Genomic DNA, 24,216 nt, shown 5'->3' with positions numbered 1-24,216 from the left:
GCATACTGCGCTCAGGACACACTGCTTGGATTAAGGTGTTGAGCGACGCGTTCATCCACGATAATCCCTTCTTTCATGCCCAGCAGCACCGCTACTTTATGGGCTTCCCCACGCCGTCCCTTTTTACGCCCAGCAAGCACTTGATACGTGGTGGCCGGATCAACGCCATGTTCACGTGCGAACGCTTGAACTGACTTTCCTTGATATTCCAGCCAGGCCTTGGCTTGTGCAGCGGTACGGATTCCGGGCATAGTTCAAAACCGTTCAAGTTTGTGTAATACGAGATGAATGTGTCACCTCTTGGGGTGTGCCAGATAGGATCATACATCCAAATGAGTGGAATCGGTTCGCGTTTGCGGCAAGAAAGAGAGCGACTTGGCTTGTCGCAAAAAGCATTTGGTGAAATTGGAGGGGTTGAGGCCAATGCCCAGGGTAAATATGAAAATGGGGGCCGGGCGCCTAAAGCCGACTACCTGTCACGGGTAGCCGAAAAAGGTGTGGACATCCTGTATGTGTTGACCGGCAACGCCACCCCGATTCAATTGGAAAACCTCAGCCAGATAGAAGAAAAGGTCCTCGGTGATTACCGCGCCATGTTCAAGGAAGACCAGGATGCAATCCGCCGCCTGACGTCTACCCTGGCCGAACATTCGGCTGCGTCGAATGGGAAAAGCAAACCGCAACCCCAGGATTCCTGACCTTTTACCCAGGAAATAGCGCTGCTTGTCATCCGACGGGCCGCCGCATCGCGTTGAAACTCTATATATATGACGCTAGCAGCTAGGTCTGCGCCTTGGTTTTTTGCTAAGGTGTTCAGCAACCTATAAGACCATATCGCGAGGTGTCTGCTTGATTAGGGTGCTAGTAGTCGATGACCATGATCTCGTTCGTACGGGCATTACACGAATGCTGGCTGACATCGATGGCCTGCAAGTAGTCGGCCAGGCTGAATCGGGGGAGGAATCCCTGATCAAGGCTCGGGAGTTGAAACCCGATGTGGTTTTGATGGACGTCAAGATGCCTGGGATTGGCGGTCTTGGTGCCACCACCAAATTGTTGCGCAGCCATCCGGACATCAAGGTCGTGGTGGTCACTGTGTGCGAGGAAGATCCGTTTCCTACACGGCTTCTGCAAGCTGGGGCAGCCGGTTACCTGACCAAGGGCGCAGGCCTGGCCGAGATGGTGCAAGCCATACGCCTGGTATTTGCCGGCCAGCGCTATATCAGCCCGCAGATTGCCCAGCAGTTGGCGATCAAATCGTTCCAGCCTACCAGCGACTCGCCGTTTGATGCGCTGTCGGAGCGGGAAATCCAGATCGCCTTGATGATTGTCGGCTGCCAGAAAGTACAGACGATCTCCGACAAGCTGTGCCTGTCGCCCAAAACCGTCAACACCTACCGCTATCGTATTTTCGAGAAGCTCGCCATCAGCAGTGATGTTGAGTTGACCCTGCTCGCGGTACGCCACGGCATGGTGGACGCCAGCGCCTGACATGACCACACCGTTTGATCCAAGTGCCTTTCTCTCAACCTGCAGTGGCCGCCCCGGCGTGTACCGCATGTTCGACAGCGAGGCACGCCTGCTTTATGTGGGCAAAGCCAAGAACCTGAAGAACCGCCTGGCGAGCTACTTTCGCAAGGCCGGGCTGGCGCCGAAAACCGCCGCGCTGGTGGCGCGTATCGCCCAGGTTGAAACCACCATCACCGCCAATGAAACCGAGGCGCTGCTGCTGGAGCAGACGCTGATCAAGGAGTGGCGGCCGCCCTACAACATCCTGCTGCGTGACGACAAATCCTACCCCTATGTGTATTTGTCCGACGGCAACTTCCCGCGCCTGAGCATTCACCGAGGCGCAAAGAAGGCCAAAGGCAAGTATTTCGGCCCGTACCCGAGCGCCGGTGCGATCCGCGAAAGCCTGAGCCTGCTGCAAAAGACCTTTTTTGTGCGCCAGTGCGAAGACAGCTTCTACAAAAACCGCACGCGGCCGTGCCTGCAATACCAGATCAAACGTTGCAAGGCACCCTGTGTCGGCTTGGTTGAACCTGCTGAGTACGCCGAAGACGTGCGCCATTCGGTGATGTTCCTCGAAGGACGCAGCAATGCCCTCACCGATGAACTCTCCGGCGCCATGGAGCAGGCCGCCAGCACCCTGGATTTCGAACGGGCCGCTGAGCTGCGCGACCAGATTTCGCTGTTGCGCCGCGTCCAGGACCAGCAAAGCATGGAGGGTGGCAACGGCGACGTCGATGTGATCGCTGCATTCGTCAACCCGGGCGGCGCCTGTGTGCACCTGATCAGCGTGCGTGGCGGGCGAGTGTTGGGCAGCAAGAACTTCTTCCCGCAGACCGGTATCGACGAGGAAGTGGCCGAAGTCATGGCCGCCTTCCTTGGCCAGTACTACGTCAGTAGCCCCGAGCGCGACTTGCCGTCCGAACTGATCGTCAACGTGGTGCATGAGGACTTCCCCACGCTGATCGAGGCGATCCACGAGCTGCGCGGGCGCGAGCTGGACATCAGCCACCGTGTACGCGGTACCCGCGCGCGCTGGCAGCAACTGGCGGTGACCAACGCCGAACAGGCCCTGGGCGCGCGTCTGGCCAATCGTCAGCACGTTGCCGCACGTTTCGATGCCCTGGCCGAGGTCCTCAACCTCGACGAGCCGCCCCAGCGCCTGGAGTGCTACGACATCAGCCACTCCAGCGGCGAAGCCACCGTGGCCTCCTGCGTGGTATTCGGGCCGGAAGGGCCGATCAAGTCCGATTACCGGCGCTACAACATCGAAGGCGTCACCGCCGGCGATGACTACGCCGCCATGCACCAGGCGCTCACACGTCGCTTCAGCAAACTCAAGGACGGCGAGGGCAAGCTCCCCGATATCCTGCTGGTAGACGGCGGCAAGGGCCAGTTGTCCATGGCCCGCGACGTGCTCAACGAACTGGCCGTGCCTGACCTGATCCTGCTCGGCGTGGCCAAGGGCGCCACGCGCAAGGCCGGTTTCGAGACGTTGTACTTGAATGATGCCGCCCATGAGTTCACTTTGAAGGGCGACTCACCCGCATTGCACCTGATCCAACAGATTCGCGACGAAGCCCACCGTTTTGCCATTACCGGCCACCGCGCCCGCCGTGGCAAAACCCGGCGAACCTCAACCCTGGAAGGGGTGGCGGGCGTTGGCCCGACGCGCCGTCGCGACTTGCTTAAACATTTTGGTGGCTTGCAGGAGCTATCCCGTGCCAGCATTGACGAAATAGCCAAAGCCCCCGGTATCAGTAAAAAGCTCGCAGAATTGATTTATGCAAGTCTGCACAGCGAATAGAATGCCTTCTCACCTCGTAGCCAGTTGTGCCGATGAATATCCCTAATCTGATCACCGTTCTACGCGTCCTGCTTATCCCGATTTTCATTTTGTTGTTCTATTTGCCCTACGAATGGAGCTACGCCGCCTCCAGTTCGGTGTTTGCCTTCGCTGCCGCAACCGACTGGCTCGACGGCTACCTGGCGCGCCGCCTGGAGCAGAGCACGCCATTCGGCGCGTTCCTTGACCCTGTGGCCGACAAACTCATGGTCGCCGTCGCCCTGGTCCTGCTGGTGCAGGAACATGGCAACCTGTGGCTGACCCTGCCGGCCGCCGTGATCATCGGCCGCGAGATCGTTGTCTCGGCCCTGCGCGAGTGGATGGCCGAAATCGGCGCCCGCGCCCACGTGGCCGTCTCCAACATGGGCAAATGGAAAACCGCCGCGCAAATGCTTGCGCTGGTGATTTTGCTGGCCAACCCATCGGACTTCTCGATTTGGGTTCTTATCGGTTACGCCTTGCTGCTCATCGCCGCCGGCCTGACCCTGTGGTCCATGCTTCAGTATTTGCGCGCCGCCTGGCCGCATCTGCGTACCACCGTTGAAAAGAAATAAAACTTTTTTGAATCAAGGGGTTGACGGGGGTTCTGGATTCTATAGAATGCACACCACCAAGACGCGGGAATAGCTCAGTTGGTAGAGCACGACCTTGCCAAGGTCGGGGTCGCGAGTTCGAGTCTCGTTTCCCGCTCCAAAATTTGATCCACAGATGTCCACTGGACGCTGGGATCCACGAAATAGACGCTTAGGCGTCTTTTTTCGTTCCTGCGGAAAACCACTGGAATCCAGGGCAATCCGGTACGTTTAAGTATCGTTTTAAGTACTGTCTAACCGACAGACTCGAATTCGTATTGTTGCTGGATCCCCTCAGGTCGCCAAACCACCCTCTCGCAAATCCTCAGGGTCTTCAAAAAAGACATTTTGCCGACCCTCGCTGAACGTCCTATCAAAAGCATCACCCGCCATGACCTGCTGGCCATTCTCAATACCATCGAACAACGCAAAGCCTTCATCATGGCTGAAAAATGCCGAACCTGGTTCAACCAGCTGTTTCACTATGCCCTGGTAAAGGTCGAAGGTATGGAACTCAATCCCCGGTGACGAACACCCCTATCTACTGATGGAGCATTCTTCCTGATTTGGTTTGCGAGCTGCGTCGAGCTGTTGGCTTCCTAGAGACGATATGGTGCCTCAAAACCTAGACAAATACCCCCATGGCCGAATCGTTATAAACATGTGTTTTCACACAGCCTGGCCAGAAGCAGGCGATGACATCAGGCATAAACCGACCGGGAGCGGAGGGTCACTTCAGAAAAAACAAGAGGGTTCCCTTTGTCGGTCGGAGAAGGCCTGAGCTGAGTTTATGGGGATAGTTTGGCAATCACCTTGATCTCGAAGTCGAAGCCGGACAACCAGGTCACGCCGATAGCGGTCGCCGTCGGGTAGGGAGCTTCGCCCCAGTACTCGGCCGCTACTTCCCAGATTGTTTCGAATGTTGAGTCGGGGTCGACCATGAAGATGGTCGTGTCCACCACATCCTCGAAACTACTGCCGGCCTCGGCCAGGATCGCGTTGAGGTTGTCGAAGGCCAGGCGAACCTGTGCCGCGAGGTCTGGCTCGGCCGAGCCATCCTTGCGGCTGCCGACCTGACCGGATACGAACAGAAAACCGTTGGAGCGAATCGCCGGTGAGTAGCGGTGGAGCTCGTACAGTGCATGGCGGTCAGGCGGGAAAACGACATCACGTTTGCGGGTCATTGCATACCTCCTTCGGGGGCCATCGCGGCCCGCTGTTTACGATGGAGCCAGTGTAAAAAGACGAGCGACCTGAATAAACGCGCAACGCTGGTCATGACTGTTTGTAGAATCCAAACTATCCAGATCCGAGTGAGGCGTGAAATGGACCGTTTCGATGCAATGCAGGCCTTTGCCCGAGTGGTGGAAACCGGCAGCTTCACCAAGGCGGCAGCCACCCTGCACATGAGCAAAACCACCGTGACGCAGCTCGTTCAGCAACTGGAAGCGAGGCTGCGTGTGCGTTTGCTCAACCGCACCACACGCAAGGTCAACGTCACCGCCGACGGCGCGGCCTACTACGAGCGCGTCATCCGGCTACTGGTCGATATGGACGACGCCGAGACCAGCCTGTCCAGCGCGTCGATGACACCGCGCGGGCGGCTGCGGGTGGATTTGCCCAGCCCGCTGGCGCGAATGCTGCTGATACCCGCCTTGCCGGGGTTCTTTGCACGCTACCCGGAAATCCAGCTGACCGTGGGCGCGAGCGATCGCATCGTCGATATCATTGGCGAAAACGTCGACTGCGTGTTGCGCGGCGGCGAGATCACCGATCAGTCCCTGGTGGCAAGGCATGTGGGCGATCTGAACATCGGCATGTATGCCGCGCCCGGCTATCTGCAGCGCTTCGGTACGCCGGCGCACCCTCGTGAGATGGAGGAGGGCAGGCACAGTACCGTTGGCTTCCTCTGGTTTCGTACCGGCAAATCCTTGCCCTACGCGATGCAGCGGGGTGAGGAACGCATTGAGGCCCAGGGTCGCCCGCAACTGACGGTCGACGACGGTAATGCGTACCTCGCCGCCGGCCTGGCTGGCCTGGGCATGCTTTGGCTACCGCAGTACATGGCCAAACCGCACCTGGTCAGCGGCGAGCTGCTGCCGCTGTTTGAGGACTGGCACATGGCGCCAATGCCGATGTATCTGGCATTCCCGCCGAATCGCCACGTCAGCGCCAAGGTGCGGGTATTTATCGACTGGGTAATAGAATTGATGGCCGAGCATGCGCCGGTGGTTAAGTGAAACAGGGCCCACAATGGGGGCCCGGCAGGATCAGGAAGAGCGGGCCCCTTGTTGGGTGGGTTTGGCGACGTTGCGCTCGAATAATCCGTGGGAAAACTCCAGTACCGCCAGCACCAGTTGAACGGCACCCAGCACCAGCAAGAACGGCGAAGCGCCACCGCTGACGGCCACTACCTGCAATACCACTACGATCACGCGTAGCAAGGCGCTGAGACGGGCGTGTTCGCGTGTGGGCGCTCGCCAACGCACAAAGCCCCACACGAGATATGCCCACGCACCGATGTTGAGCAGGAACATGGCCGTGGGGTCGAGCGTCGAGAAGGGGCTGTCGAAGCCCAGTTGATGATCGAGCCATTGGATCAGTGAATAGGCCCAGATGGACACCACCGGCAAGGCGAATGGAGCCATTGCAAGAACGTCGTATGCAGCGCCGACGCGTACGATTTTCTCATGTGTGGATTGGGTCATTGCGAGTCTCCTCCTGGAGTGGCTGGTTCAACAAGTCACGAATTTCTTGGAACTCTCCCGATTTCAGTCCATTACGATGGCGCTCGGCCAAGACGTAGGCGATATGCCCAGCGCGGGACTCGGCGTCGACGATGTAGCCGGGAGTTGCCGCTCGTTGTCGCAGCGCGACAAGGTCGCTGAAACGCTCATCCGCCGCCATGATGGTTCGTGCCACCGTTGTTTGGACGTTGCAGAGCCCCAGAACGGCAAAGAAGGTGTGTGGGTTTTCCAATTGATAGATTTTTGCCAGGGCGTTCAACGCCGCCTTGGATACCGAATATGAGAGCATCCCTGCACGTTGGCGCAGTGCCGAAATCGATGATGAGAAGACCACGGTACTGGGGGGCTGCGTCGCACTCAGCATAATGTCCAGGACCATTTTCACGGCGCCCAGGTTGAGCGCCAAGACGCTATTGAACTCCTGCATCGAGGTCTGCGTGGCCAGTTGGGGCGCGCTGCCGAACCTTCCCGCATTCAGGTAGACGGTCTCTACCGGGGTAGGGGTGCGCGATAGCAACGCCTGCAAGATTGCCGGCGCGCGCTCGATATCGGTCAAATCGCACCGCAGGAAGTGGAAGCGCTCCTGTGGCGGGATATTGGCCGCAGGGCTTCGTGACACCGCGAGCACTTCGTCGCCCCTGGCCAGGTGATAGCGCGCCAAAGCGTTGCCGATACCGGTGCTTACACCGGTGATCAATATGCTAGCCATGATTGCCCCTAGAATTTGCCGATGTGATAGCCGCCATCGGCGCTGAGCACCGTGCCGGTGATGTAGCTGGATCTCTTGCTCAGCAAAAACACGATCGCATCGGCGATTTCCTCTGGCTGGGCAAAGCGCTTCATGGCCGTCACGTCAAGCTTGCGCTGGGTGTTTTCCGGGTGGGCAGCCAGCCGTTCCGGAGAGTTCATACCTCCCAGTGTCGGCCCGGGCGCTACGGCGTTGACGCGCACGGCAAAGCGGGATTCGCTGTCGCAGGCATTTTCCATGGCGGCGACCTGCGTCAAGGCATTGAGTGCTGTCTTGCTGGCGACATAGGCCGCCTGATTGGCCATGGGCATCACGCCAGCGCACGAGGACACGTTGACGATCGCTCCATTGGGGTACTGGCTGATCAATGCCAGTTCTTTTTGCAGGCAGTAAAGGGGGCCGTTCAGGTTGGTGTGGATGACCCTGTTCCAGTCCTGCGGTTGGATTGTTGCGATCGGCGCGTAGGGGGCGGTAATGCCTGCGTTGTTGATTGCGTAGTGCAACCGATCAACCTCGCCAGCCACCGTCGCGAATGCCTCGGCTACTGACGTTTGCGACGCCACATCGCAAAAGATGAACTGCGCCGAAGCACCCAGTATCTCCAGAGCGGCGTCAGCCTTTTGCTGGTTCCTGCTCATCAGGAACAGCCGTGCGCCTGCTTCGGCCAGTTGCTTTGCCACCGCCAGGCCGATGCCGCTTGCACCGCCGGTAATGACGATGTTCTTGTCTTTAAATTCCATGTTATTGATTCCCGTAATGGATGTGAGCAGGACGCTTGTAATGCTCATTTACACAGCAATACACCCGATCGAGTTGCGGATTGCTCTTGTCCCGAAAGCAGTTACCGTCAAACCGGCATTGCTGGACCTGATCCTCGTGGCCGGCGAGCGACTTGCTGATCAGGTCGTTATCGGCAAAAAGGGCCCGGCTCATGCCGATCAGGTCGCAGTGACCAAGCCGCAGTTGATCTTCTGCCTCCTGCAGGGAGCCAATGAAACCGGCATAGCCGACCGGGAGCGAGGTGAACGACTTGATCAGGCGTACCCCTTCGACGAACTGTCGCTGAATTGTCGGATGGGCAGTAAGCATGTAGCGGAAGGTTTCCTTGATGGTGATCGAGCACATGATTGCCGACGTCCCCGCGTCCGCCAGGGCTGCCACCACGTCCTCGAGCAGTTCCGGTTGCTGCCCTCTGGCGCCCAGACAATCATCGATGCCCAGGCGCACGGAAACCTCCAGGTCTCCAGCGGTAACCCTATGAATGCGGTCGATGACTTCCAGCAGGAACCGCGCTCGCTTGATGGGGCTTGCGCCATAGGCGTCACGGCGATGGTTGGTCCAGGGCGACAGAAAACTGCTCAGCAGATAGCCGTTGGATGCCTGAAGCTGGACCATCCTGGCACCGGCCTGCCTGGCACGCAGAGCCGCTTGGGCAAACTGATCGCAGACAGCGTCGATGTCCTCGACACTCATCTCTACCAATAGATCGGCGCCGCTGCTGGCGGATAACGCACTGCGGCTCGGGCAAAGCAGCGGTTGGCCGCTGATCTGCGTGCCGCCTTGGGCTCCGTAATGCTGAAGTTGCACCACCACTGGGCAGTCCCGCTGGCGACCGTACTCCACCAGCGGCACGAGCTTTTCCAGGTTGGCATCGCTGTGCAGGCACAGGCCACGCGCATGCAGGCGCGTGGAGGGCGCTATGGAGGAGTTGCCCAGCACCACCATGGCGCAGCCACCGTCGATCACATGTTTATAGAAGGTGAGCATTTCCTCGGACAGCGAACCGTCCGAGGTGGCCAGGTCGATGCCCATCGGGGCGAAATACAAGCGGTTTTTCAGCGAAACGCTCTGGCCGATCACCAGTGGGCGTTGTGATATCTCATAGCTCATGGGCGCACGATCCTCATGCCACGATTTGCTCGTGGGCGAGAGAGGCAGGTGAAGGGGCAGCGGCAGCGGCCCATTGCATCTGCCCGGCAAAGAAGCAGTGGCACTTGATCGTTTCACGCAGTTCGCTGGCCTGGTTCTTGGACAGCTTGCCGAACACCAGCACTCGCTGGTCGGACTCGCTGGTGGAGCAGCTCGAAGCAACTGGCAGACTGAGGAAACCACCCCCTTCGATGTAGAGCGATACGGTACTGACCGTGCTCCAATCGATGGCCCCGGCTTGATGAGTCACCAGCACTCCCAGTACCGAGAGCAGGCTCAGCCTGGCTTGCAACACGCTATCGGCGTGATGCACGAGGATGTTCTTGGGCAAGCGATCAGAAGGGGCAAACCAATGATCCTGAGGGTAGTTCAACGAGCGCATGCGTTTGAACAGCGGTAACTTGATCACTGCGCCTTGTAGCCAAAGACGCGACACCAGCCGACCGTTCTGATAGAAGTTCGCGCACTTGTCGATGGACTTGGGTTGTGATCGCTTGAGGCCCTGGGCCTGCTGCACCACGACTTCGACTTCATAGGCCGATTCGGTGTAGGCATTGAAGGAAATGCGCAAGTCTTCGATAGAAATGGAAACTGCGCCGCGTTGGTGTCCCAAGTAGTTGTAGACGTAGTGGTACATGGCTTGCCTGGCCACTTCGATCAACATCAGGCCTGGTACATGTTCGTGCTGCTTGTTGTAGAAGTAGTAATTCTTGGTGTCGTTGATCAACAGATAAGACCCCTGCCTGGCCTTATCCCACTGCGCGAGCGCTTCAAGGCATTCGATCATGCGTAATACCTGGTCGGCCGGTATTTCGGCATCACCGCCCTGAAAATGCTGGGCCAGGTAGCGTTGGGCCTGCTGGGGGATGAACTCAGCCGTGAGGATGAAGTGGTCGCCGCACTCGGTATAGAAGTCAGTCAGGCGGATCTCGAAGGTGGAGAGTGTGCTCGCCTGCTGCGCGCTGATGGTCAAGGGCAGATAGCTCAGCACATACTGGCCATCTTGCGCACGGTACAGGGCCTTGAACAGGGCCTGATCCTGCGCGTTGCCAGCCAGTATTTCGGCACCGATCGGAGTGCTGAGAAAACTGGGCAGAAGCAGCCTTGGTCGAGCGATCAGGACATCCTTGGATGTGTCTTTGTGCAACAGATGAGGGTCAATCGAGTCTGCGCTGTTCATGAGTTGCGATCTCCAAGTGAGCGAGTTGGGGAATGTAGGGGGAGGTGGGACAGTAAAAGCTTGATGATGAGCCCATGCACCGGCGCCACCGGCAGCATGTACAGGCGGCCGAACGTGTTGAAGGTCTTGACGGAGGTGGTGATATGCAGGCAACGCGGTTGCGCGAGTGTTGCATCGATCGAGACCATGACCGCCAGATGGGTATCGCGTGAGGTCAGTACCAGCTTCTGTGCGCTGATGGCCTCGATGGTGAAGAAATCGAGCTTTTCGCCGACCGTCGGGACGCACTGTGGTGTGACGCCCGAGAACCCGCCGATCCTCTCGACGTGAAAGTGCTGGGAGATGCTGTCGCGCAGCCTGAACGCGCCTTTGAGCCAGGCGGGCGTCGCGGCCGTCATTTGGCAGTACAGTTCGAATACCGTGGATTCGGTGTCGATGATCGCGCTGGCCGAATGCAGAAAATTCAGCTCATGGTGCGCGGCCACCAGGCTGGCGCACGGTGGGATCTGGTCATTTGGCGTCTTCATCCTTGATGACGCCTTATTGCAGCAGGGCGATTTGCGCCTGCTCGGCCTGCAACAGCATGTTTTCGTAGAGCTGGTCGGCGGATGCCTGGTCCTCAATGACCTGTTCGGCGACATTCCGAGCGGTGACGTCGATTGATTCGTCATCGATGAATACCGATTCGTAAATCCCGACAACAGGCAGGTAGATACCTTTGACATACGCCACCGTCTGCTGCAAAGGCCTGAGCAATTCATCCAGTGTGTAACGGTTGAACCCGCCAGCGCGGTAGCCTGTGGATGGTGCACCCACCGTGGTGATGATCATGAACTCCTTGTTCTTGAGCTTGTCGCCGCCGCGTGCGTAGGCATAGCCGGGGGTGAACACTTCATCGATCCACTGTTTCATGATTGCCGGGCAGGAATACCAATACAACGGAAACAACAACACGATGCGGTCATGGGCATCGAGTAACGCTTGCTCTGCATGAATATCGAACCCGGTGGGCGTGACCGCGCTGGCCAGGCTATGGACCTTGACGCCACGATGGCTGATCTTGCTCATGATCGCGGTATTGACGCGGGAAACCGAGAGATCAGGATGGCCAGAAATGACAATGACGTTTTTCATGTAGGGCGCGTGTCCTTTATAGAGTCGGTTGGAATGCCGATGCAGCACTATTTAAGAGTAGGTGCCTGAGGTTGTAACCTAACCTTTTGGGGAGTCGGCTTGGCCAACTTGCCGGCAGCGGCAGGCCTTTCGTGGTGCCTCAGGCCACTGCTCGATCAACAAGGCTGGGCGGTACCCTGATCCAGTTGGCCATGATCTTATGCCCGTCGATTACGGTCAGCTTGCCCTCGCAATGCGCGTCGAAGCCCGCTTTGCGCAACAATCGGGCAATCCCCGGCGGAGAGACCGTGATCAATTGGCGAACCTCGTGGCGAGCCGCGACCTTGAGCACTTCGTGCAGTAGCGCCACGGCGTTCGGCGATGACAGTGAATGGCCAGTGAAGGTCTGTTGTTGCAGGTCGACGGCGGCAAAACGGGAGATTTCCCAGATGTCTGCGGAATGAGGGAGTGCCTGGCCGCCAATCACCTGGGGGAACACCTCTCCCAGCAGATAGGGCTTGTGCGTGGGCAGCAGCCGCGCTACGCCGACGATGCGCGGGCCTTGATGGGCGATCACGTATACCGTGTCGTCGCGGTCGAATTGATCCAGTTCCTCACCGATCGCACAATCCAGATGCCATCCAAGCTTCTCGACAAATACGCGATAGCGATAGAGCAACAGGGCCTGCCACAGTTCTATCGGTAATGTAAGGCGCGTACCCGTGGTCATATACATGAGGAACCCTCGGCAAATAATCGAGGGGCTATTCGGCAGAATAATCGAATGCTTAGGTACTGCTCTTTTGGGCAGGTGTGCCGCCAAGGTGCGAGTATCATTATTGTTGTTATCACTCAGCGACCTTAACGCATCAGAGGTGCGGAACTGAGTTGTGTGTCAGACGAGCAAGCCCAGTGAAGTGGCGCGCACTACGGTAGCGGTACAGTTATGGACGCCCAGTTTCGAGCCTGCATTGCGCAGGTGAAACTTGATGGTTTCCCGCGATAGCGAGAGGATCAAACCGATCTCGTGGGCGGTCTTGCCGTCGGCTGCCCACTTAAGGACTTCACATTCGCGCCGCGACAGCGATTTTTCCTGTGGTAATTGCCAGTGCGGTGTCAGCACGCGCAAGAAACCCTGATGGGCGACCTGCACCAAAAAACGCATGTATTTTTGATTGGCGGCAAGCTCTTGGGTAGTAATAGGGTCATTGGGGCGCGCCAGTGTCAGCATGCCGCCGCTGCCGCGGCCGTCCAGACAGGATTGCGCCCAACCGTGGGCTAGTCCGACGGCGCGGGCTTCCTCCCACATCTGCGGGTTTTGCTGGGTCATTTGCTCGTCCCAGACAATCGGTACCGTCGATTTCGTGCAGTGTTGTACCGTCGGGTCCACGGCGATGTATTCGCATTGGGTATAGCGTTGTCGCCACGAAGGCAGAAAGTTGTTGCTCATCACGACCTTGGGGCGGGTGACGGGTATAGGTATTCGGATCCCATAGGCGCAATAGTCAAACCCTAGATGTTTTGCAGTGCTTACGATCCGGGTCAACAATTCAACTTCGGTTCGGGCATTGTCGATCGTGTCTAGCAAATCATCCATCCACTTCACTGTCATTCTCCTTGAATTGACCTTGTTACGTTCTATCTGCGCCGAAAATCACTTTCGGAGGCACTGATGACGCAGGGCAGTGTTGTCATGGCTGGGTTGACTGATCGGCCACAACCACGCCGAGCCAGCAATGCCTGCCCCTGTCGTGCTACCGGTAGCTGGATAACTGAGGGCGGCTTTCGCCGAATTAACTAAATCCTTTACAGCGATGTCCTGGCAACCAATGGGCAATCAACTGGCTGGGCTCCGGATACGTCGAGGGCTTCGATCAGGTGCCGGGCGGCCCTGCGCCCGATCTCGTAGTACGGCAGTTGTACCGTTGTCAGCGGTGGGATGAACAGTTCAGCGATACCGATCATGTTGTCGTAGCCGAGTACTGCGACATCGTCTGGAATTTTCAGGCCACGGCCCAACAACAACTGATAGGCACAAAAGGCAATGCGGTCGTTGCCACAGATCAGAATGTCGAATTGGGGACGACCGTCCATGATGTGCCTGTCGAGGATGGCTGCGGTTTCACCATAGGCGTCATGATCAGAAAGGTCGTATTGCAGGAGTGCGTCAGGCGCCAGGCCGAATGCCTGACAGGCGCGCTGCATGCCTTTTTGTCGCAGGTGCCAGGCCAGGCTCTTTTTGGGCAAATTGATACACAGAGGGCGCCTATAGCCCTGGCTCAGGGCGTGGTGTACCGCCCGATACTGTCCCATTTCGTCGTCTGGCACATAACTGACCAGGTGACTGTCATCCGCCAGGCAATTGGCGAGTACCAGGGGTTTGCTCTTCAAGCGCTCAGGAATGCACACCTGGCGTAACCCCATGGCACTGAAGATCAACCCGTCGGGACGGTGCGATAGCATCAGGTCGATATTCTGGTCGCTGGGCGGGTTGCTTAGCAGATTGAGGATAAAGACATTCCAGCCAGCTTGCTGCGCGGTCTGTTCGATGGACAGCAGCAACTCGACGGCGAACGGTGTTGTAGCGGTGTCCAGTGCGAACACACCGATGGTTCGACTCTGGAGGTTGTCGCCGCGAATCTTTCGCGCCGACATGCTCGGTACGAATTGCAGTTCGTCAATGGCACGACGCACCCGTTGATAGGTTTCGGGGCTCAGTTTTTCCGGATTGCTGAGCGCTCGGGAAACCGTCATCAGGGACACGCCGGCCAGCCGTGCAACGTCTTTCACTGAAGTCATGCGAAGAGAAACCGGTCAGATTGACGACGAATCATGACACATGACACATGGTTTGCGCTTCTCGCGACTCCAATGACGCTGCTCATAACCATCCCGAGGCGAGAGACCATGCCCTGGAAATCGAGACACGTCCGCCACTCCCGCTTGCAACAAGCTTCACACCCAAACTACCGGGCTGTGGGTATAGGCGACTGCTGAGGCTGAAACGCCCGTTTTCGTCGAACACCTCAATGGACGAGCGATCGAGGAACACACGCAGTGCCAGCAAGCCTTGTGTCGGGTCTATCGCCACGCTGCGCTGACCGGTGACTTGCGCACCTGAGCGGCTGCGGTCAAGGACCAGGCGCTGCAACACCGCATCGTAGTAGAGCAGGGTCTGTTCATGGCCATCGTCGCTACAGCGCAAGGCGATCCCCAAGTGCCCATCGGTGCAGTCGAGCACATCCAGGTGCACATGGATTTCCAGCCTATCGCCATTCACGTGCGGCACGTCCCGGGTTCCCTGCTCATCCCACCAGGGCGTACTCGGCAACGCTGCCTGGCGCAGAGCGGTGAGCTCCCGTGCCGGAAACATGCAAAGGCGATCTGCGCTGAGTTCAAGCTCGCGTGGCAAACCGAGCATGCCGCACCAATGATGGGCCTGGCTTGGCATCGGGCTTTCCCACATGTCGAGCCACGCCCACACGAGGCGCCGACCATCGGGGGCCAATAGCGTTTGTGCGGCATAGAAGTCGTGGCCATTATCCAGCTCGATAAACGGCCCGCCAGTGAAGTGCCACTCGTTGTCGAGTCGGCCCACGCGGTAACCCGTCTGGTACTTGTTGAGCCGTTCGTAACCTTCGGACTGCATTCCTTGAGGGGAGTACAGCAGTACATCGTGTCCGTTTAGCCGAAACAGGTCCGGGCATTCCCACATATAGCCATCACCCTCGCTGCCGCTTGCCACATAGTCGAGAAACTCCCAGGCGTGCAGATCGGTGGAACGGTACAACGGCAGCAGCGGCGTATCGCCCAGGCGTGCGCCGACAATGAGGTACCAGCAGCCATTTTCCTTCCATACCTTGGGGTCACGAAAGTGCATGATGGTGTCTTGCGGTGGGGTCTCGATGACGGCGCCATGCTTGACGAACTGGATGCCGTCAGTGCTGGTGGCCAGGCACTGAACTTGACGGATCAAGCGTTCATCCCCCACTTCTCCCAGCCAGGTGTGGCCGGTGTAGATCAGGGCCAAGGTCTCTCCACACACCACGGCACTACCGGAAAAACAACCGTCACGGTCGAAGTCTTCGCCAGGTGCCAGCGCGATGGGCAGGTGCTGCCAATGAACCAGGTCGGCACTCTTGGCGTGCCCCCAATACATAGGGCCCCATTTGGCTTCGAAGGGGTAATGTTGATAGAACACGTGGTATTCGCCACGAAAGTACACGACCCCGTTAGGGTCGTTCATCCAGCCTGCCGGGGGGGCGATATGATAATCGGGTCGATAATCCTGGATGACGCGAGACAGGCCATCAGTCAGTGCACGCTGCGCAAGGTCGAGGCAGGAAGACATTGGATCGCTGATGTTATTTGACGGCATGGTCATAGGGCCTGTACTCGGACTGCGTGCAGGGAGACATCACTGCGCGGGTTTTCAACAGTGTGGGGGGGGCGCTTCAAGGCAGTGCCGTCCTCGCCGAACAGGTGCAGGTTGTCGATGTCCAGCTGCAGCTCGACCCGATCGCCAGCCTGCCAGCCGGCGCTGACCTCACAACGACAGATCAGTGGCTCGTCCTGACCTGTTTCGAGGTGCACATACGTTTCGCTGCCAAGGTATTCGACCCCGGTCACGACGATTCCGGCGTCTGCCTCTGCCGCTTTGAGCGAAATGTGCTCGGGGCGAACCCCCAGGGTCAGCAGCGTACCCGCCGCCAGGTCGGCGCTCTCGAAGGGCAGGGTGGTCATGCCCAACACGGGGGCGTCGACCAGGCTGGTGGCTCCCGGGGCCTGCAGGCGTGCCGCCAGAAAATTCATTTTGGGCGAGCCGAGGAAACCGGCGACAAAGCGGCTTGCTGGACGCTCATAGAGTTCACGCGGTGAGCCGACCTGCTCTACGCGACCGCCGTTGAGCACAACAATTTTATCCGCCAGGGTCATCGCCTCCACCTGATCGTGGGTGACGTAGACCATTGTCGAGCCAAGTCGATCATGCAGCCGGGCGATTTCGTTGCGCATCTGCACCCGCAAGGATGCATCCAGATTGGAGAGCGGCTCATCGAACAACAAAATGTCCGGTTCGCGCGCCATGGCCCTACCCATCGCCACACGCTGACGCTGCCCGCCAGACAGTTCCTTTGGCTTGCGTTGCAGCAGTTTGTCCAACTGCAGGATTTGCGCAGTTTTCAGCACGCGCTCGCGCAGACTGGTCTTTTCAGTCTTGGCCAGTTTGAGACCAAAGCTGATGTTGTCGTAGACGCTCATATGCGGGTACAGCGCATAAGACTGAAACACCATGCCGACGCCACGCTCGCGCGGTTCCAGGTCGTTGACCCTTCGCCCGTCGATCAACAAGTCGCCGCCGCAGATGGAATCCAGCCCGGCGATCAGTCGCAGCAGGGTCGACTTTCCGCAACCCGAAGGGCCAACGAAGACCACGAATTCACCCGCAGCAATCTCCAGGCTGACGTCGCGAAGAATCCGTGCGCCGCCCAATTGTTTGTTCACATTATCTAGCTTCAATTTGATCACGATGCTGTTCCTTGTAGTTGTTGGGCATCAACCCTTTAGCGCGCCGGCAGTGAGGCCGGAAACGATTCGACGCTGGAAGATCAGCACCAGGACCACCAGTGGGACGGTGACCAGTACCGATGCGGCCATCAACAGCCCCCAAGGCAGCTCATGGGGGCTCCCGCCGGAAATCAAGGCGATGGCAACAGGCACCGTGCGTTGTGAGTCTGTAAGGGTGAAGGTCAAGGCGAACAGGAACTCGTTCCACGCGGCGATAAAGGCCAACAAACCGGTGGTGACCAGTGCGGGCCATAGCAGTGGCAACAGCACCCGGGTAAGCGTGACCCAGGGCGAAGCGCCATCCATGATTGCCGCTTCTTCCAGTTCATGAGGGAGTTGACCCATGAACGTGGTCAGCACCCAGACGGTGAAGGGCAGGGTGAAAATGGTGTAGCTCAGGATCAACGCCCAAGACGTGTTGTACAGGCCCAGAGCGCGGATCACTTCGAACAGCCCCGACAGTACCGCGACCTGGGGAAACATCGACACGCCCAGCACCATCATCAATACCGTGCCACGCCCACGGAATTTCACTCTTCCCAAGGCATAGGCGGCAGTCACACTGAGGAACAGCGCCAGCGTCACCACGCAAAGCGCGACCGTCAGCGAGTTACCGATAGCCCGCAGGAATGAGGCTTGGTGGAGTACCGTCGCATAGTTGGAAAAGTCGGGATTGTCGACCCAGTAACTGACCTCGAACAAAGCGCTGGACGGCTTTAGTGACGTCACGATGGCGTAATAGAAAGGGAAGACCGCATACAGCAACAAAACCCCGATCAGGCACCAGAACCCGAAGCGCAACAGCGCTTTTTTGAGTAAGCGCAGGCTCATGCTCGAACCTCCATTTGACGGCGTCCGAGGTAGAGGTAAAGCATGGCGATTACCGCAACGACCAGAAACAGCAGAGTCGAGGCCGCGCTGCCATAGCCAACATCCTGGAACTCCACCAAGTGTTGGCGGGCATAGACCGACATGCTCATGGTGCTGGAAGAGTTTGAGGTCAGCACATAGATGACGTCGAATACCCGCAGGGAATCGAGGATGCGGAAGATCGCGGCCACCAACAAGGCTGGCATCAACAGTGGAAGCGTAACGCGCCAGAACACTTTCAGCGGATGAATACCATCGACCTTGGCGGCTTCGTAACAATCGCTCGGCAACATCTGCAAGGCAGCCAGCATCAGTAGCGTGACAAAAGGCACCGTCTTCCAGACGTCGACGATGATGACCGCCCACATCGACAGATCCGCATCTGCTGTCCAGGCCAGGGGAGCATCAATCAGGCCGACGCTCAGCATCATGTGATTGATGATGCCGAACTGGTCGTTGAGCATCCATGACCAGATCTTCGCCGAGACAATGGTAGGAATTGCCCACGGAATCAGAATCAGCGCACGCACCAGGGAGCGGCCGGTGAACTTGGTGTTCAGCAGCAACGCCACCAGCAGCCCCAGGACGACTTCCAGTCCCACCGACACCACGGTGAAATGCAACGTGTTGCGCACGGCGTTCCACCATTGTGGATCAACCAGGATGCCCGACCAGTTGGCGCCGTCGCGGGACAGATAATTGCTCAAGCCCACGAAGGATCCGCCACCGGTGTCCGCCAGGTCGGCGTCGGTCAGGCTGAACCAGAATGTCCGTAGCAGCGGCCAGGCGGCCACCAGGGCCAGACACAGCAACATCGGTGTCAGAAACAGCCAGGCAGCGCGTATTCGGCGACGCTCTATGGGGGTTTCCCTGATGAGCAGGCGCTCATCAGGGCAGGCATGGGTAATAGAGGCAGGCATGGTGATTTTCTTCCTTGTGGCTTACCAGTTCTTGCGTTTGATGCGCGTGAGTTCGCTTTCCAGTTCGGCCAGTGCCTGATCGACAGGCAACTCGCCTGCCAGCACGCCATGCACTCGATCGAAGAACGCATTGGAGACCCGTGGGTAACGCTCGGCGGTGATTGAGGCGGGGCGCATGACCCCGTCGCTGAGAATGCTGTGGAGCTGACTGTAATAAGGCATTGACGCGAGCAATTCGGGGTCCTGATACAGCGACTCGATAACCGGGTTATAGGCGCCGATCAGGGCACGGTGTTTTTGCTCTTGAGCACTGGTGAGGTAGCTCACCAACTCTGCCGCGAGTTTGGGATGAGCGCTGTAACGGGATACCGCCAGGCCCCAGCCGCCGAGCGTGGACGCATGGCTACCGGTCATGCCGCCTCGGGGCAGGGGAGCAACCCCAACCTTGTCCTTGACGACACTGTCCTGGCTTTGCACCAGGGCCCAGACATAAGGCCAGTTACGCATGAACAACGCATTTCCCGACTGGAATACGCCACGTCCTTCTTCCTCGGTGTAGTTGAGTACGCCGCGTGGGGAGATGTCGCCTACCCAGCTTTTCGCCAGGGCCAAAGCAGTTCTTGAGGCCTGACTGTTGACCACGATCTCTCCGCGTGGATTGACCAGCCCGCCTTCCGGTTGGCTGCTGATCCACTCCAGCGCATTACACGTCAGCCCCTCGTAAGCGCGTCCCTGGAAGATATAACCCCACGCATTGGCGTTCCCGGCGTTGCGTTCAGCCTGTTGAACCTCCCTGGCGGTAGTGGTCATTTCCTCCCAGGTCTGGGGAACCTGCTTGTTGTACTTCTCGAGCAAGTCCTTGCGGTAATACAGCAGGCCCGAGTCGGTGAACCACGGCATCGTTACTAGCCGTCCATTCACAGTCGCGTTATCCACCTGTGCCTGGAAGTAGCCTTGCGTCGCATCGGCGGGCAGCACGTCGCGCAAATCCAACAGATGTTTGGCCAGCATCCCGGGCCACACCATATCGATTTGAATGATGTCGATGTCAGTGGACTGCGCGCTGAGAATTTGTTGGTAGAACGACAACCTCTCGGTCGCCGAGTTAGGCGTGGAAACCACTTGGACGTTGTGGCCGGTCTGTTTGGACCATGCCTCGACTGCCTCTTTGCAGAGTTGCAGCTCCGCACCCACCGCGCCGCACGAGATCGTCAAATCGGCTGCGTTCGAGACGGATGGAAGTCCGACACAGAGGGTGAACAGTGCGGCAGGAAGAAGAGATTTCAGATGTTTCATTGATCGCCCTTTATTTTTGTTTTTAGAGAAGTTAACGTTAACACAGCCAAATGTATCAGCGTATTTGCGATAAGACATCCTTTTTTCGCCAATTGGAACAACTCGCAACTCACGCAAAAAAGCCCGGTCGCGGGAGCAAACAATAAAAAAATAGGAAATCCACCATGCGGAAAGGATCAAACTGGCTACTTGCAGGTGTGCTCGGCACATCGGCGGCAACCTCTCAGGCCATGACTCTGGAAGAGCGCATGGCCGCGTTTGAAGCCCGTGCCAGCGCAGCAGAACAGCGTGCAGCCGCGGCTGAACAGCAGACCCAAGCACTTGCCAGGGAACTGCAGCAGATCAAACTCGCCACACCTCCCTTGCAGCCCGCCGCGTCTACAGCGAAAGTCATTGCGGAGCCTGCTTTGGACACCCGGGTGGCGAAACTCGAAGCCCGTCAGCAAAGCCTGGAGAAAGAGGGCAATACCGGACACCTCACGGATGGGTTCAGCTTCCACGGCTATGCCCGCTCTGGATTGCTGGTCGACGAAGGGCTTGGTGGTGGCCGTGGTGGCCCTTATACAACGCCGGCCGGCTCGGTCGGTGGCGCAGTCGGGCGACTCGGTAACGAGGACGACACCTACATGCGTATAGACCTGTCGAAAGAAATCTATGCGCAAAACGGTACCCGTTCCAAATTCACGGTCTCCATCGCCGACGGGGTGGAAAGCTCCAATGACTGGACGGCCGACGAGAGCAAACTGAACGTACGCCAGGTGTTCACCGCGCTCGACCATGTGGCGGCGTTCAAAGGGAATTCAGTGTTCGAGAACGCCACGCTGTGGGCAGGCAAGCGATTTGATAGAGATAATTTCGATATCCACTGGTTGGACTCTGACGTTGTCTACCTGGCCGGCACCGGCGGTGGCATTTACGATGTGCAGATGAACAAGAATTGGCGCTCCAATTACTCCTTGATTGGGCGTAGCTACGGGGATTTCAGTCAGGGCGGTATTAATGCCAATGTGGAAAGCTACATCCTGACCTCCAACCAGTTCTTCGAGGAGGGTCAATGGCAGTGGATGTACAACGCCATCGGCGCAAAGAAAAACGATTTCGGTACCCGCACCAATAAGGCAGGTTTGACGCCTGCGAATTCCGGCTTGCACACCATGTTGGCCAATCACCAGAAAAACTTTTTCGGCAGAGAAGGCTTCTTCAAAACCGCGCTGCTCTATGGGCAAGGCCTGGGGGCCGAGGTCAAGAACGTTGGCTCGGACGGTGAACTGATTGACGACGCCCGCGCTCTGCGTCTTGCACTTTACGGTGAGACGCCTATTGCGCCTGACTGGCGCATCGGGCCCAGTTTGCTGGCCGAACAGAGCAAGGACAGATACGTCAAGGGTGACGACTACCGCTGGCTAACCCTCAACGTGCGATTGGCTAACCAAATCAACAGCAACTTCGAGATGGCCTACGAAATGAGTTGGCAAACCATGAAGCTCGACCCCAAGGGCTATCTACAACGTAATGCGGTCGACGGTAACTTCTGGAAATTCACTGTCGCCCCGACATTCAAACTTGACGTTGGAGATCTTCTCACACGCCCCGAATTGCGAGTGTTCGCAAGCTTCATGAACTGGTCTTCGGATCTGGACAGATTCAGTACCACAGACTCCTTTGGCATGACGGACTTCCACGCTGGAGGCGTATGGCAATACGGCATACAGATGGAAACCTGGTTTTAATATTTGAACGCGTCCGGCCAACCGCCTTCAGCGCACCTGTCGGCTGTTGTCGCAAACAGAGATGTCGGCTGCAGACATCTGCTTTGAAGTTGGCTATGAAGACCTCTCTAACTTCAACAGACACTTTCGCATCGAAATGGAACAGACACCGAGCGAATATCGTCGCGGAACAGGCAATGACGTTATTCAATCGAAACGGTGCTCATCAATCCCTGCCTTTCACCAAAGCGCATTGAGTAAGTGATTACCGGTCGAAGCTGATCAGCCAGCAGTTGTCCCTACGACAAGAAAATGAGGAAATGACGATGATATTGCCTCGCGCAGTGGTATTTGGCGAAGCCCTGACTGAATCGCCCCGGGTTTCGTAGACACCTCTTTGCCTTACATTGGATTAATATCGAGCCGTGTGAGTTGCATGGGATTAATCATTAAGATGGGGGGCCGTAACATAACGCATTTACGTCCCCCGGTAACCGGGGCAAGTTGGATTTCTTGCCTATACGGTTAAGTTATTTCAGCAAATGAATGCTTCATGAGTCTCCAGGTGGCGGCCTATTGGCCGCCCCTGATCCAAAAGTGCAGAAGCATTGAGTCTTAATAACAAGCTTCCGCAACCTATGAAGCCTCAATCTTCAATGTTGCCCATCGCTGTGGTATTGAAGCCGCCATCGACATACAGTATTTCGCCGCTAATTCCGGACGCCAGCTCCGAACACAAGAATGCGCCAGCGTTGCCAACTTCTTCGATAGTAACGTTGCGGCGCAGTGGAGTCTGCGCCTCGTTAGCCGCGAGCATCTTGCGGAAGTTCTTGATACCTGATGCGGCCAGCGTGCGTATCGGGCCAGCCGAGACGGCATTGACGCGAGTGCCTTGCGGGCCTAGTGAGCCGGCAAGATAACGTACACTGGCTTCGAGAGAGGCTTTTGCCATGCCCATGACGTTATAGTTAGGCATGGTGCGTTCCGCGCCCAGGTAGGAAAGACAGAGTGCACAATGCAGTCCAGGCTGTCCCAATGAGCGCCCAAGGCTCGCGGCGCAGTTGCTGTCCCAGGTTGATTCTCTCGGGCAGCAGGTCGACCGGATGGGCAAGAAGAACGACCGCTACCAAACCATCATCGAGCAGCTCACCCACGAAATCGCCTGGTTCAAACGTAACAAGTTTGCCAAGCGCAGTGAGCAATTGAGCCCTGCCCAAGGCTGCCTGCTCGACACCGACATCGCGGCCATCGAAGCCGAGCTGAAGGCGTTGAATCCGCCGGCCGCGCCGGCCTGGCTATCGCCCGCTCGACACTGGCGCAGTGGGTCGGCCAAACTGGCGTGCAGTTCCAACCCTTGGTCGACGCACTGCGCGAAACAGTGCTTGCTCAAGGCGTGATCCACGCTGACGAAACGCCGGTGCAGATGCTCACGCCGGGCGAGAAGAAAATCCATCGCGCTTATGTCTGGGCCGACTGCACTACGCCTTTTTCGGCGCTCCAGGCAGTGGTGTACGACTTCAGCCCAAGCCGTGCGGGCGAACATGCACGCAACTTTCTTGGCCCGTGGAATGGCAAGCTGGTTTGCGATGATTTTGCCGGCTACAAAGCCAGCTTCCAACAAGGCATCACCGAAATCGGCTGCCAGGCCCACGCCCGCCGCAAGTTTTTCGATTTGCACGCGACGAATAAAAGCCAACTGGCTGAGCAGGCGCTGCACTCAATTGGCGGGTTGTACGAAATTGAACGGCAAGCGCGGGAAATGACCGACGAAAATCGCTGGCGAATACGCCAGGAAAAAGCGGCCCCCATTATCGACGCACTGCATACCTGGATGTTGGCCCAGCATGATCTTGTGCCCGAAGGGTCGGCTATCGCGAAAGCTCTGGATTACAGCCTCAAACGCTGGACGGCACTGACTCGATATATCGAGGACGGGGCTGTGCCCATAGATAATAACGCGGTCGAAAATCAGATAAGGCCGTGGGCACTTGGACGCTCGAACTGGTTGTTCGCCGGGTCGCTACGCAGTGGTAAACGGGCAGCTGCGATCATGAGCTGGATTCAGTCCGCCCGCATGAATGGGCATGATCCTTATGCGTATCTGAAAGATGTGCTGACGCGCCTGCCGACGCAGCGAGCAAGTGAGATCGACCAACTGCTGCCAGAGCATTGGATCTCGGCCTGACGTTCTCAACGTGAGGGTGCTCTTGCA

General features: G+C 57.8%; 23 protein-coding genes, 1 tRNA gene and 4 pseudogenes. 10 read left to right on the top strand and 18 right to left on the bottom strand.

The annotated features are described in order from the left end of the window. Positions 1-11: 11 nt before the first annotated feature. A complete protein-coding gene (locus HX790_RS19935; RefSeq protein WP_017139021.1) occupies positions 12-251 on the bottom strand; it encodes a DNA-binding protein in 240 nt (79 codons plus the stop codon). An 81-nt stretch (positions 252-332) separates the two neighbouring features. On the opposite strand from HX790_RS19935, the gene HX790_RS19930 reads away from it, so the two are divergent. The 6 genes and pseudogenes from HX790_RS19930 to HX790_RS29610 form a co-directional block, all read left to right on the top strand. Continuing rightward, on the top strand, positions 333-698 hold the full coding sequence (locus tag HX790_RS19930) for a helix-turn-helix domain-containing protein (RefSeq protein ID WP_099547685.1): 366 nt from the start codon (positions 333-335) through the stop codon (positions 696-698). 151 nt (positions 699-849) lie between these two features. Then, complete coding sequence (gene uvrY / locus HX790_RS19925) at positions 850-1,491, top strand: UvrY/SirA/GacA family response regulator transcription factor (RefSeq protein ID WP_003190387.1); 642 nt, start codon at positions 850-852, stop codon at positions 1,489-1,491. 1 nt (position 1,492) lies between these two features. Further along, complete coding sequence (uvrC, locus tag HX790_RS19920) at positions 1,493-3,316, top strand: excinuclease ABC subunit UvrC (protein ID WP_017139022.1); 1,824 nt, start codon at positions 1,493-1,495, stop codon at positions 3,314-3,316. A gap of 32 nt (positions 3,317-3,348) precedes the next feature. Then, positions 3,349-3,909: a CDP-diacylglycerol--glycerol-3-phosphate 3-phosphatidyltransferase gene (pgsA, locus tag HX790_RS19915; protein ID WP_099547687.1), complete on the top strand. Its 561-nt coding sequence runs from the start codon at positions 3,349-3,351 to the stop codon at positions 3,907-3,909. 63 nt (positions 3,910-3,972) lie between these two features. Then, positions 3,973-4,048, top strand: a tRNA-Gly gene (locus HX790_RS19910). 167 nt (positions 4,049-4,215) lie between these two features. After that, positions 4,216-4,449 (top strand): annotated as a pseudogene (locus tag HX790_RS29610) (integrase); the annotation flags it as partial. Positions 4,450-4,715: 266 nt separating this feature from the next. Here HX790_RS29610 and HX790_RS19900 read toward each other — a convergent pair. Then, positions 4,716-5,111, bottom strand: a complete 396-nt coding sequence (locus HX790_RS19900) for a RidA family protein (RefSeq protein ID WP_099547688.1) — start codon at positions 5,109-5,111, stop codon at positions 4,716-4,718. A 141-nt stretch (positions 5,112-5,252) separates the two neighbouring features. Between HX790_RS19900 and HX790_RS19895 the strand changes: the two genes are divergently transcribed. Then, entirely contained in the window at positions 5,253-6,167 is a 915-nt protein-coding gene (locus tag HX790_RS19895) for a LysR family transcriptional regulator (protein WP_176991984.1), read from the top strand. Positions 6,168-6,197: 30 nt separating this feature from the next. On the opposite strand, the gene HX790_RS19890 is transcribed toward HX790_RS19895, so the two are convergent. From HX790_RS19890 to HX790_RS19820, 15 genes are all read right to left on the bottom strand, one after another. Next, complete coding sequence (locus tag HX790_RS19890) at positions 6,198-6,635, bottom strand: hypothetical protein (protein WP_017139026.1); 438 nt, start codon at positions 6,633-6,635, stop codon at positions 6,198-6,200. Next, the gene (locus tag HX790_RS19885) at positions 6,616-7,383 is read right to left on the bottom strand and encodes an SDR family oxidoreductase (protein ID WP_099547690.1); all 768 of its coding nucleotides are present in this window, start codon (positions 7,381-7,383) and stop codon (positions 6,616-6,618) included. Before HX790_RS19885 ends, HX790_RS19890 begins: the two co-directional genes overlap by 20 nt. 8 nt (positions 7,384-7,391) lie before the next feature. After that, positions 7,392-8,162 (bottom strand): SDR family NAD(P)-dependent oxidoreductase, encoded by a 771-nt coding sequence (locus HX790_RS19880; RefSeq protein WP_017139028.1) that lies wholly within the window; start codon positions 8,160-8,162, stop codon positions 7,392-7,394. Between the two features lies 1 nt (position 8,163). Beyond that, positions 8,164-9,312, bottom strand: coding sequence for a hypothetical protein (locus HX790_RS19875; RefSeq protein WP_017139029.1), 1,149 nt, complete (start codon positions 9,310-9,312; stop codon positions 8,164-8,166). Positions 9,313-9,325: 13 nt separating this feature from the next. Further along, the gene (locus HX790_RS19870) at positions 9,326-10,531 is read right to left on the bottom strand and encodes an AfsA-related hotdog domain-containing protein (RefSeq protein WP_176991983.1); all 1,206 of its coding nucleotides are present in this window, start codon (positions 10,529-10,531) and stop codon (positions 9,326-9,328) included. Beyond that, positions 10,528-11,058, bottom strand: a complete 531-nt coding sequence (locus HX790_RS19865) for a DUF2867 domain-containing protein (RefSeq protein ID WP_099547692.1) — start codon at positions 11,056-11,058, stop codon at positions 10,528-10,530. Before HX790_RS19865 ends, HX790_RS19870 begins: the two co-directional genes overlap by 4 nt. 13 nt (positions 11,059-11,071) lie before the next feature. Next, complete coding sequence (locus HX790_RS19860; RefSeq protein ID WP_017139032.1) at positions 11,072-11,665, bottom strand: NAD(P)H-dependent oxidoreductase; 594 nt, start codon at positions 11,663-11,665, stop codon at positions 11,072-11,074. A 139-nt stretch (positions 11,666-11,804) separates the two neighbouring features. Continuing rightward, positions 11,805-12,380, bottom strand: coding sequence for an acyl-homoserine-lactone synthase (locus tag HX790_RS19855; RefSeq protein WP_017139033.1), 576 nt, complete (start codon positions 12,378-12,380; stop codon positions 11,805-11,807). A 159-nt stretch (positions 12,381-12,539) separates the two neighbouring features. Then, positions 12,540-13,256, bottom strand: a complete 717-nt coding sequence (locus tag HX790_RS19850) for an autoinducer binding domain-containing protein (protein WP_017139034.1) — start codon at positions 13,254-13,256, stop codon at positions 12,540-12,542. Positions 13,257-13,450: 194 nt separating this feature from the next. Then, the gene (locus tag HX790_RS19845; RefSeq protein ID WP_017139035.1) at positions 13,451-14,443 is read right to left on the bottom strand and encodes a LacI family DNA-binding transcriptional regulator; all 993 of its coding nucleotides are present in this window, start codon (positions 14,441-14,443) and stop codon (positions 13,451-13,453) included. Between the two features lie 82 nt (positions 14,444-14,525). Next, on the bottom strand, positions 14,526-15,995 hold the full coding sequence (locus HX790_RS19840) for a sucrose-6-phosphate hydrolase (protein WP_080593801.1): 1,470 nt from the start codon (positions 15,993-15,995) through the stop codon (positions 14,526-14,528). Positions 15,996-16,024: 29 nt separating this feature from the next. After that, a complete protein-coding gene (locus HX790_RS19835; protein WP_017139037.1) occupies positions 16,025-17,170 on the bottom strand; it encodes a sn-glycerol-3-phosphate ABC transporter ATP-binding protein UgpC in 1,146 nt (381 codons plus the stop codon). Between the two features lie 27 nt (positions 17,171-17,197). After that, positions 17,198-18,040: a carbohydrate ABC transporter permease gene (locus HX790_RS19830; RefSeq protein ID WP_017139038.1), complete on the bottom strand. Its 843-nt coding sequence runs from the start codon at positions 18,038-18,040 to the stop codon at positions 17,198-17,200. Continuing rightward, positions 18,037-18,999 carry a carbohydrate ABC transporter permease gene (locus HX790_RS19825; RefSeq protein WP_099547696.1) on the bottom strand — a complete coding sequence of 321 codons (963 nt, stop codon included), beginning with the start codon at positions 18,997-18,999 and terminating at the stop codon, positions 18,037-18,039. The genes HX790_RS19830 and HX790_RS19825 overlap by 4 nt, the downstream gene beginning before the upstream one ends. Before the next feature lie 21 nt (positions 19,000-19,020). Beyond that, positions 19,021-20,295, bottom strand: coding sequence for an ABC transporter substrate-binding protein (locus HX790_RS19820; protein ID WP_026013843.1), 1,275 nt, complete (start codon positions 20,293-20,295; stop codon positions 19,021-19,023). A gap of 164 nt (positions 20,296-20,459) precedes the next feature. Here HX790_RS19820 and HX790_RS19815 point away from each other — a divergent pair, with 164 nt between their 5' ends. Both HX790_RS19815 and HX790_RS19810 read left to right on the top strand, forming a co-directional pair. Continuing rightward, complete coding sequence (locus HX790_RS19815; protein WP_017139041.1) at positions 20,460-22,025, top strand: carbohydrate porin; 1,566 nt, start codon at positions 20,460-20,462, stop codon at positions 22,023-22,025. A 22-nt stretch (positions 22,026-22,047) separates the two neighbouring features. Next, positions 22,048-22,261, top strand: a pseudogene (locus HX790_RS19810) (helix-turn-helix domain-containing protein); the annotation flags it as partial. 389 nt (positions 22,262-22,650) lie between these two features. Here the strand turns inward: HX790_RS19810 and fabI are convergent. Continuing rightward, positions 22,651-23,013 (bottom strand): annotated as a pseudogene (fabI, locus tag HX790_RS19805) (enoyl-ACP reductase FabI); the annotation flags it as partial. 52 nt (positions 23,014-23,065) lie between these two features. Here fabI and HX790_RS19800 point away from each other — a divergent pair. Beyond that, a pseudogene (locus HX790_RS19800) lies at positions 23,066-24,189 on the top strand (IS66 family transposase). Positions 24,190-24,216 lie beyond the last annotated feature (27 nt).

Origin of the sequence: Pseudomonas sp. IPO3747 (assembly GCF_013385245.1) — a bacterium.
Taxonomy (GTDB): Bacteria; Pseudomonadota; Gammaproteobacteria; order Pseudomonadales; family Pseudomonadaceae; genus Aquipseudomonas; species Aquipseudomonas edaphica.
This window is presented reverse-complemented; position numbering and strand designations above follow the sequence as displayed.

Coding starts and splice junctions, on each gene's coding strand:
- HX790_RS19935 (WP_017139021.1), bottom strand. CDS start 251: ATGCCCGGAATCCGTACCGCTGCACAAGCCAAGGCCTGGCTGGAATAT.
- HX790_RS19930 (WP_099547685.1), top strand. CDS start 333: ATGAGTGGAATCGGTTCGCGTTTGCGGCAAGAAAGAGAGCGACTTGGC.
- uvrC (WP_017139022.1), top strand. CDS start 1,493: ATGACCACACCGTTTGATCCAAGTGCCTTTCTCTCAACCTGCAGTGGC.
- pgsA (WP_099547687.1), top strand. CDS start 3,349: ATGAATATCCCTAATCTGATCACCGTTCTACGCGTCCTGCTTATCCCG.
- HX790_RS19900 (WP_099547688.1), bottom strand. CDS start 5,111: ATGACCCGCAAACGTGATGTCGTTTTCCCGCCTGACCGCCATGCACTG.
- HX790_RS19895 (WP_176991984.1), top strand. CDS start 5,253: ATGGACCGTTTCGATGCAATGCAGGCCTTTGCCCGAGTGGTGGAAACC.
- HX790_RS19890 (WP_017139026.1), bottom strand. CDS start 6,635: ATGACCCAATCCACACATGAGAAAATCGTACGCGTCGGCGCTGCATAC.
- HX790_RS19885 (WP_099547690.1), bottom strand. CDS start 7,383: ATGGCTAGCATATTGATCACCGGTGTAAGCACCGGTATCGGCAACGCT.
- HX790_RS19880 (WP_017139028.1), bottom strand. CDS start 8,162: ATGGAATTTAAAGACAAGAACATCGTCATTACCGGCGGTGCAAGCGGC.
- HX790_RS19875 (WP_017139029.1), bottom strand. CDS start 9,312: ATGAGCTATGAGATATCACAACGCCCACTGGTGATCGGCCAGAGCGTT.
- HX790_RS19870 (WP_176991983.1), bottom strand. CDS start 10,531: ATGAACAGCGCAGACTCGATTGACCCTCATCTGTTGCACAAAGACACA.
- HX790_RS19865 (WP_099547692.1), bottom strand. CDS start 11,058: ATGAAGACGCCAAATGACCAGATCCCACCGTGCGCCAGCCTGGTGGCC.
- HX790_RS19860 (WP_017139032.1), bottom strand. CDS start 11,665: ATGAAAAACGTCATTGTCATTTCTGGCCATCCTGATCTCTCGGTTTCC.
- HX790_RS19855 (WP_017139033.1), bottom strand. CDS start 12,380: ATGTATATGACCACGGGTACGCGCCTTACATTACCGATAGAACTGTGG.
- HX790_RS19850 (WP_017139034.1), bottom strand. CDS start 13,256: ATGACAGTGAAGTGGATGGATGATTTGCTAGACACGATCGACAATGCC.
- HX790_RS19845 (WP_017139035.1), bottom strand. CDS start 14,443: ATGACTTCAGTGAAAGACGTTGCACGGCTGGCCGGCGTGTCCCTGATG.
- HX790_RS19840 (WP_080593801.1), bottom strand. CDS start 15,995: ATGTCTTCCTGCCTCGACCTTGCGCAGCGTGCACTGACTGATGGCCTG.
- HX790_RS19830 (WP_017139038.1), bottom strand. CDS start 18,040: ATGAGCCTGCGCTTACTCAAAAAAGCGCTGTTGCGCTTCGGGTTCTGG.
- HX790_RS19825 (WP_099547696.1), bottom strand. CDS start 18,999: ATGCCTGCCTCTATTACCCATGCCTGCCCTGATGAGCGCCTGCTCATC.
- HX790_RS19820 (WP_026013843.1), bottom strand. CDS start 20,295: ATGAAACATCTGAAATCTCTTCTTCCTGCCGCACTGTTCACCCTCTGT.
- HX790_RS19815 (WP_017139041.1), top strand. CDS start 20,460: ATGCGGAAAGGATCAAACTGGCTACTTGCAGGTGTGCTCGGCACATCG.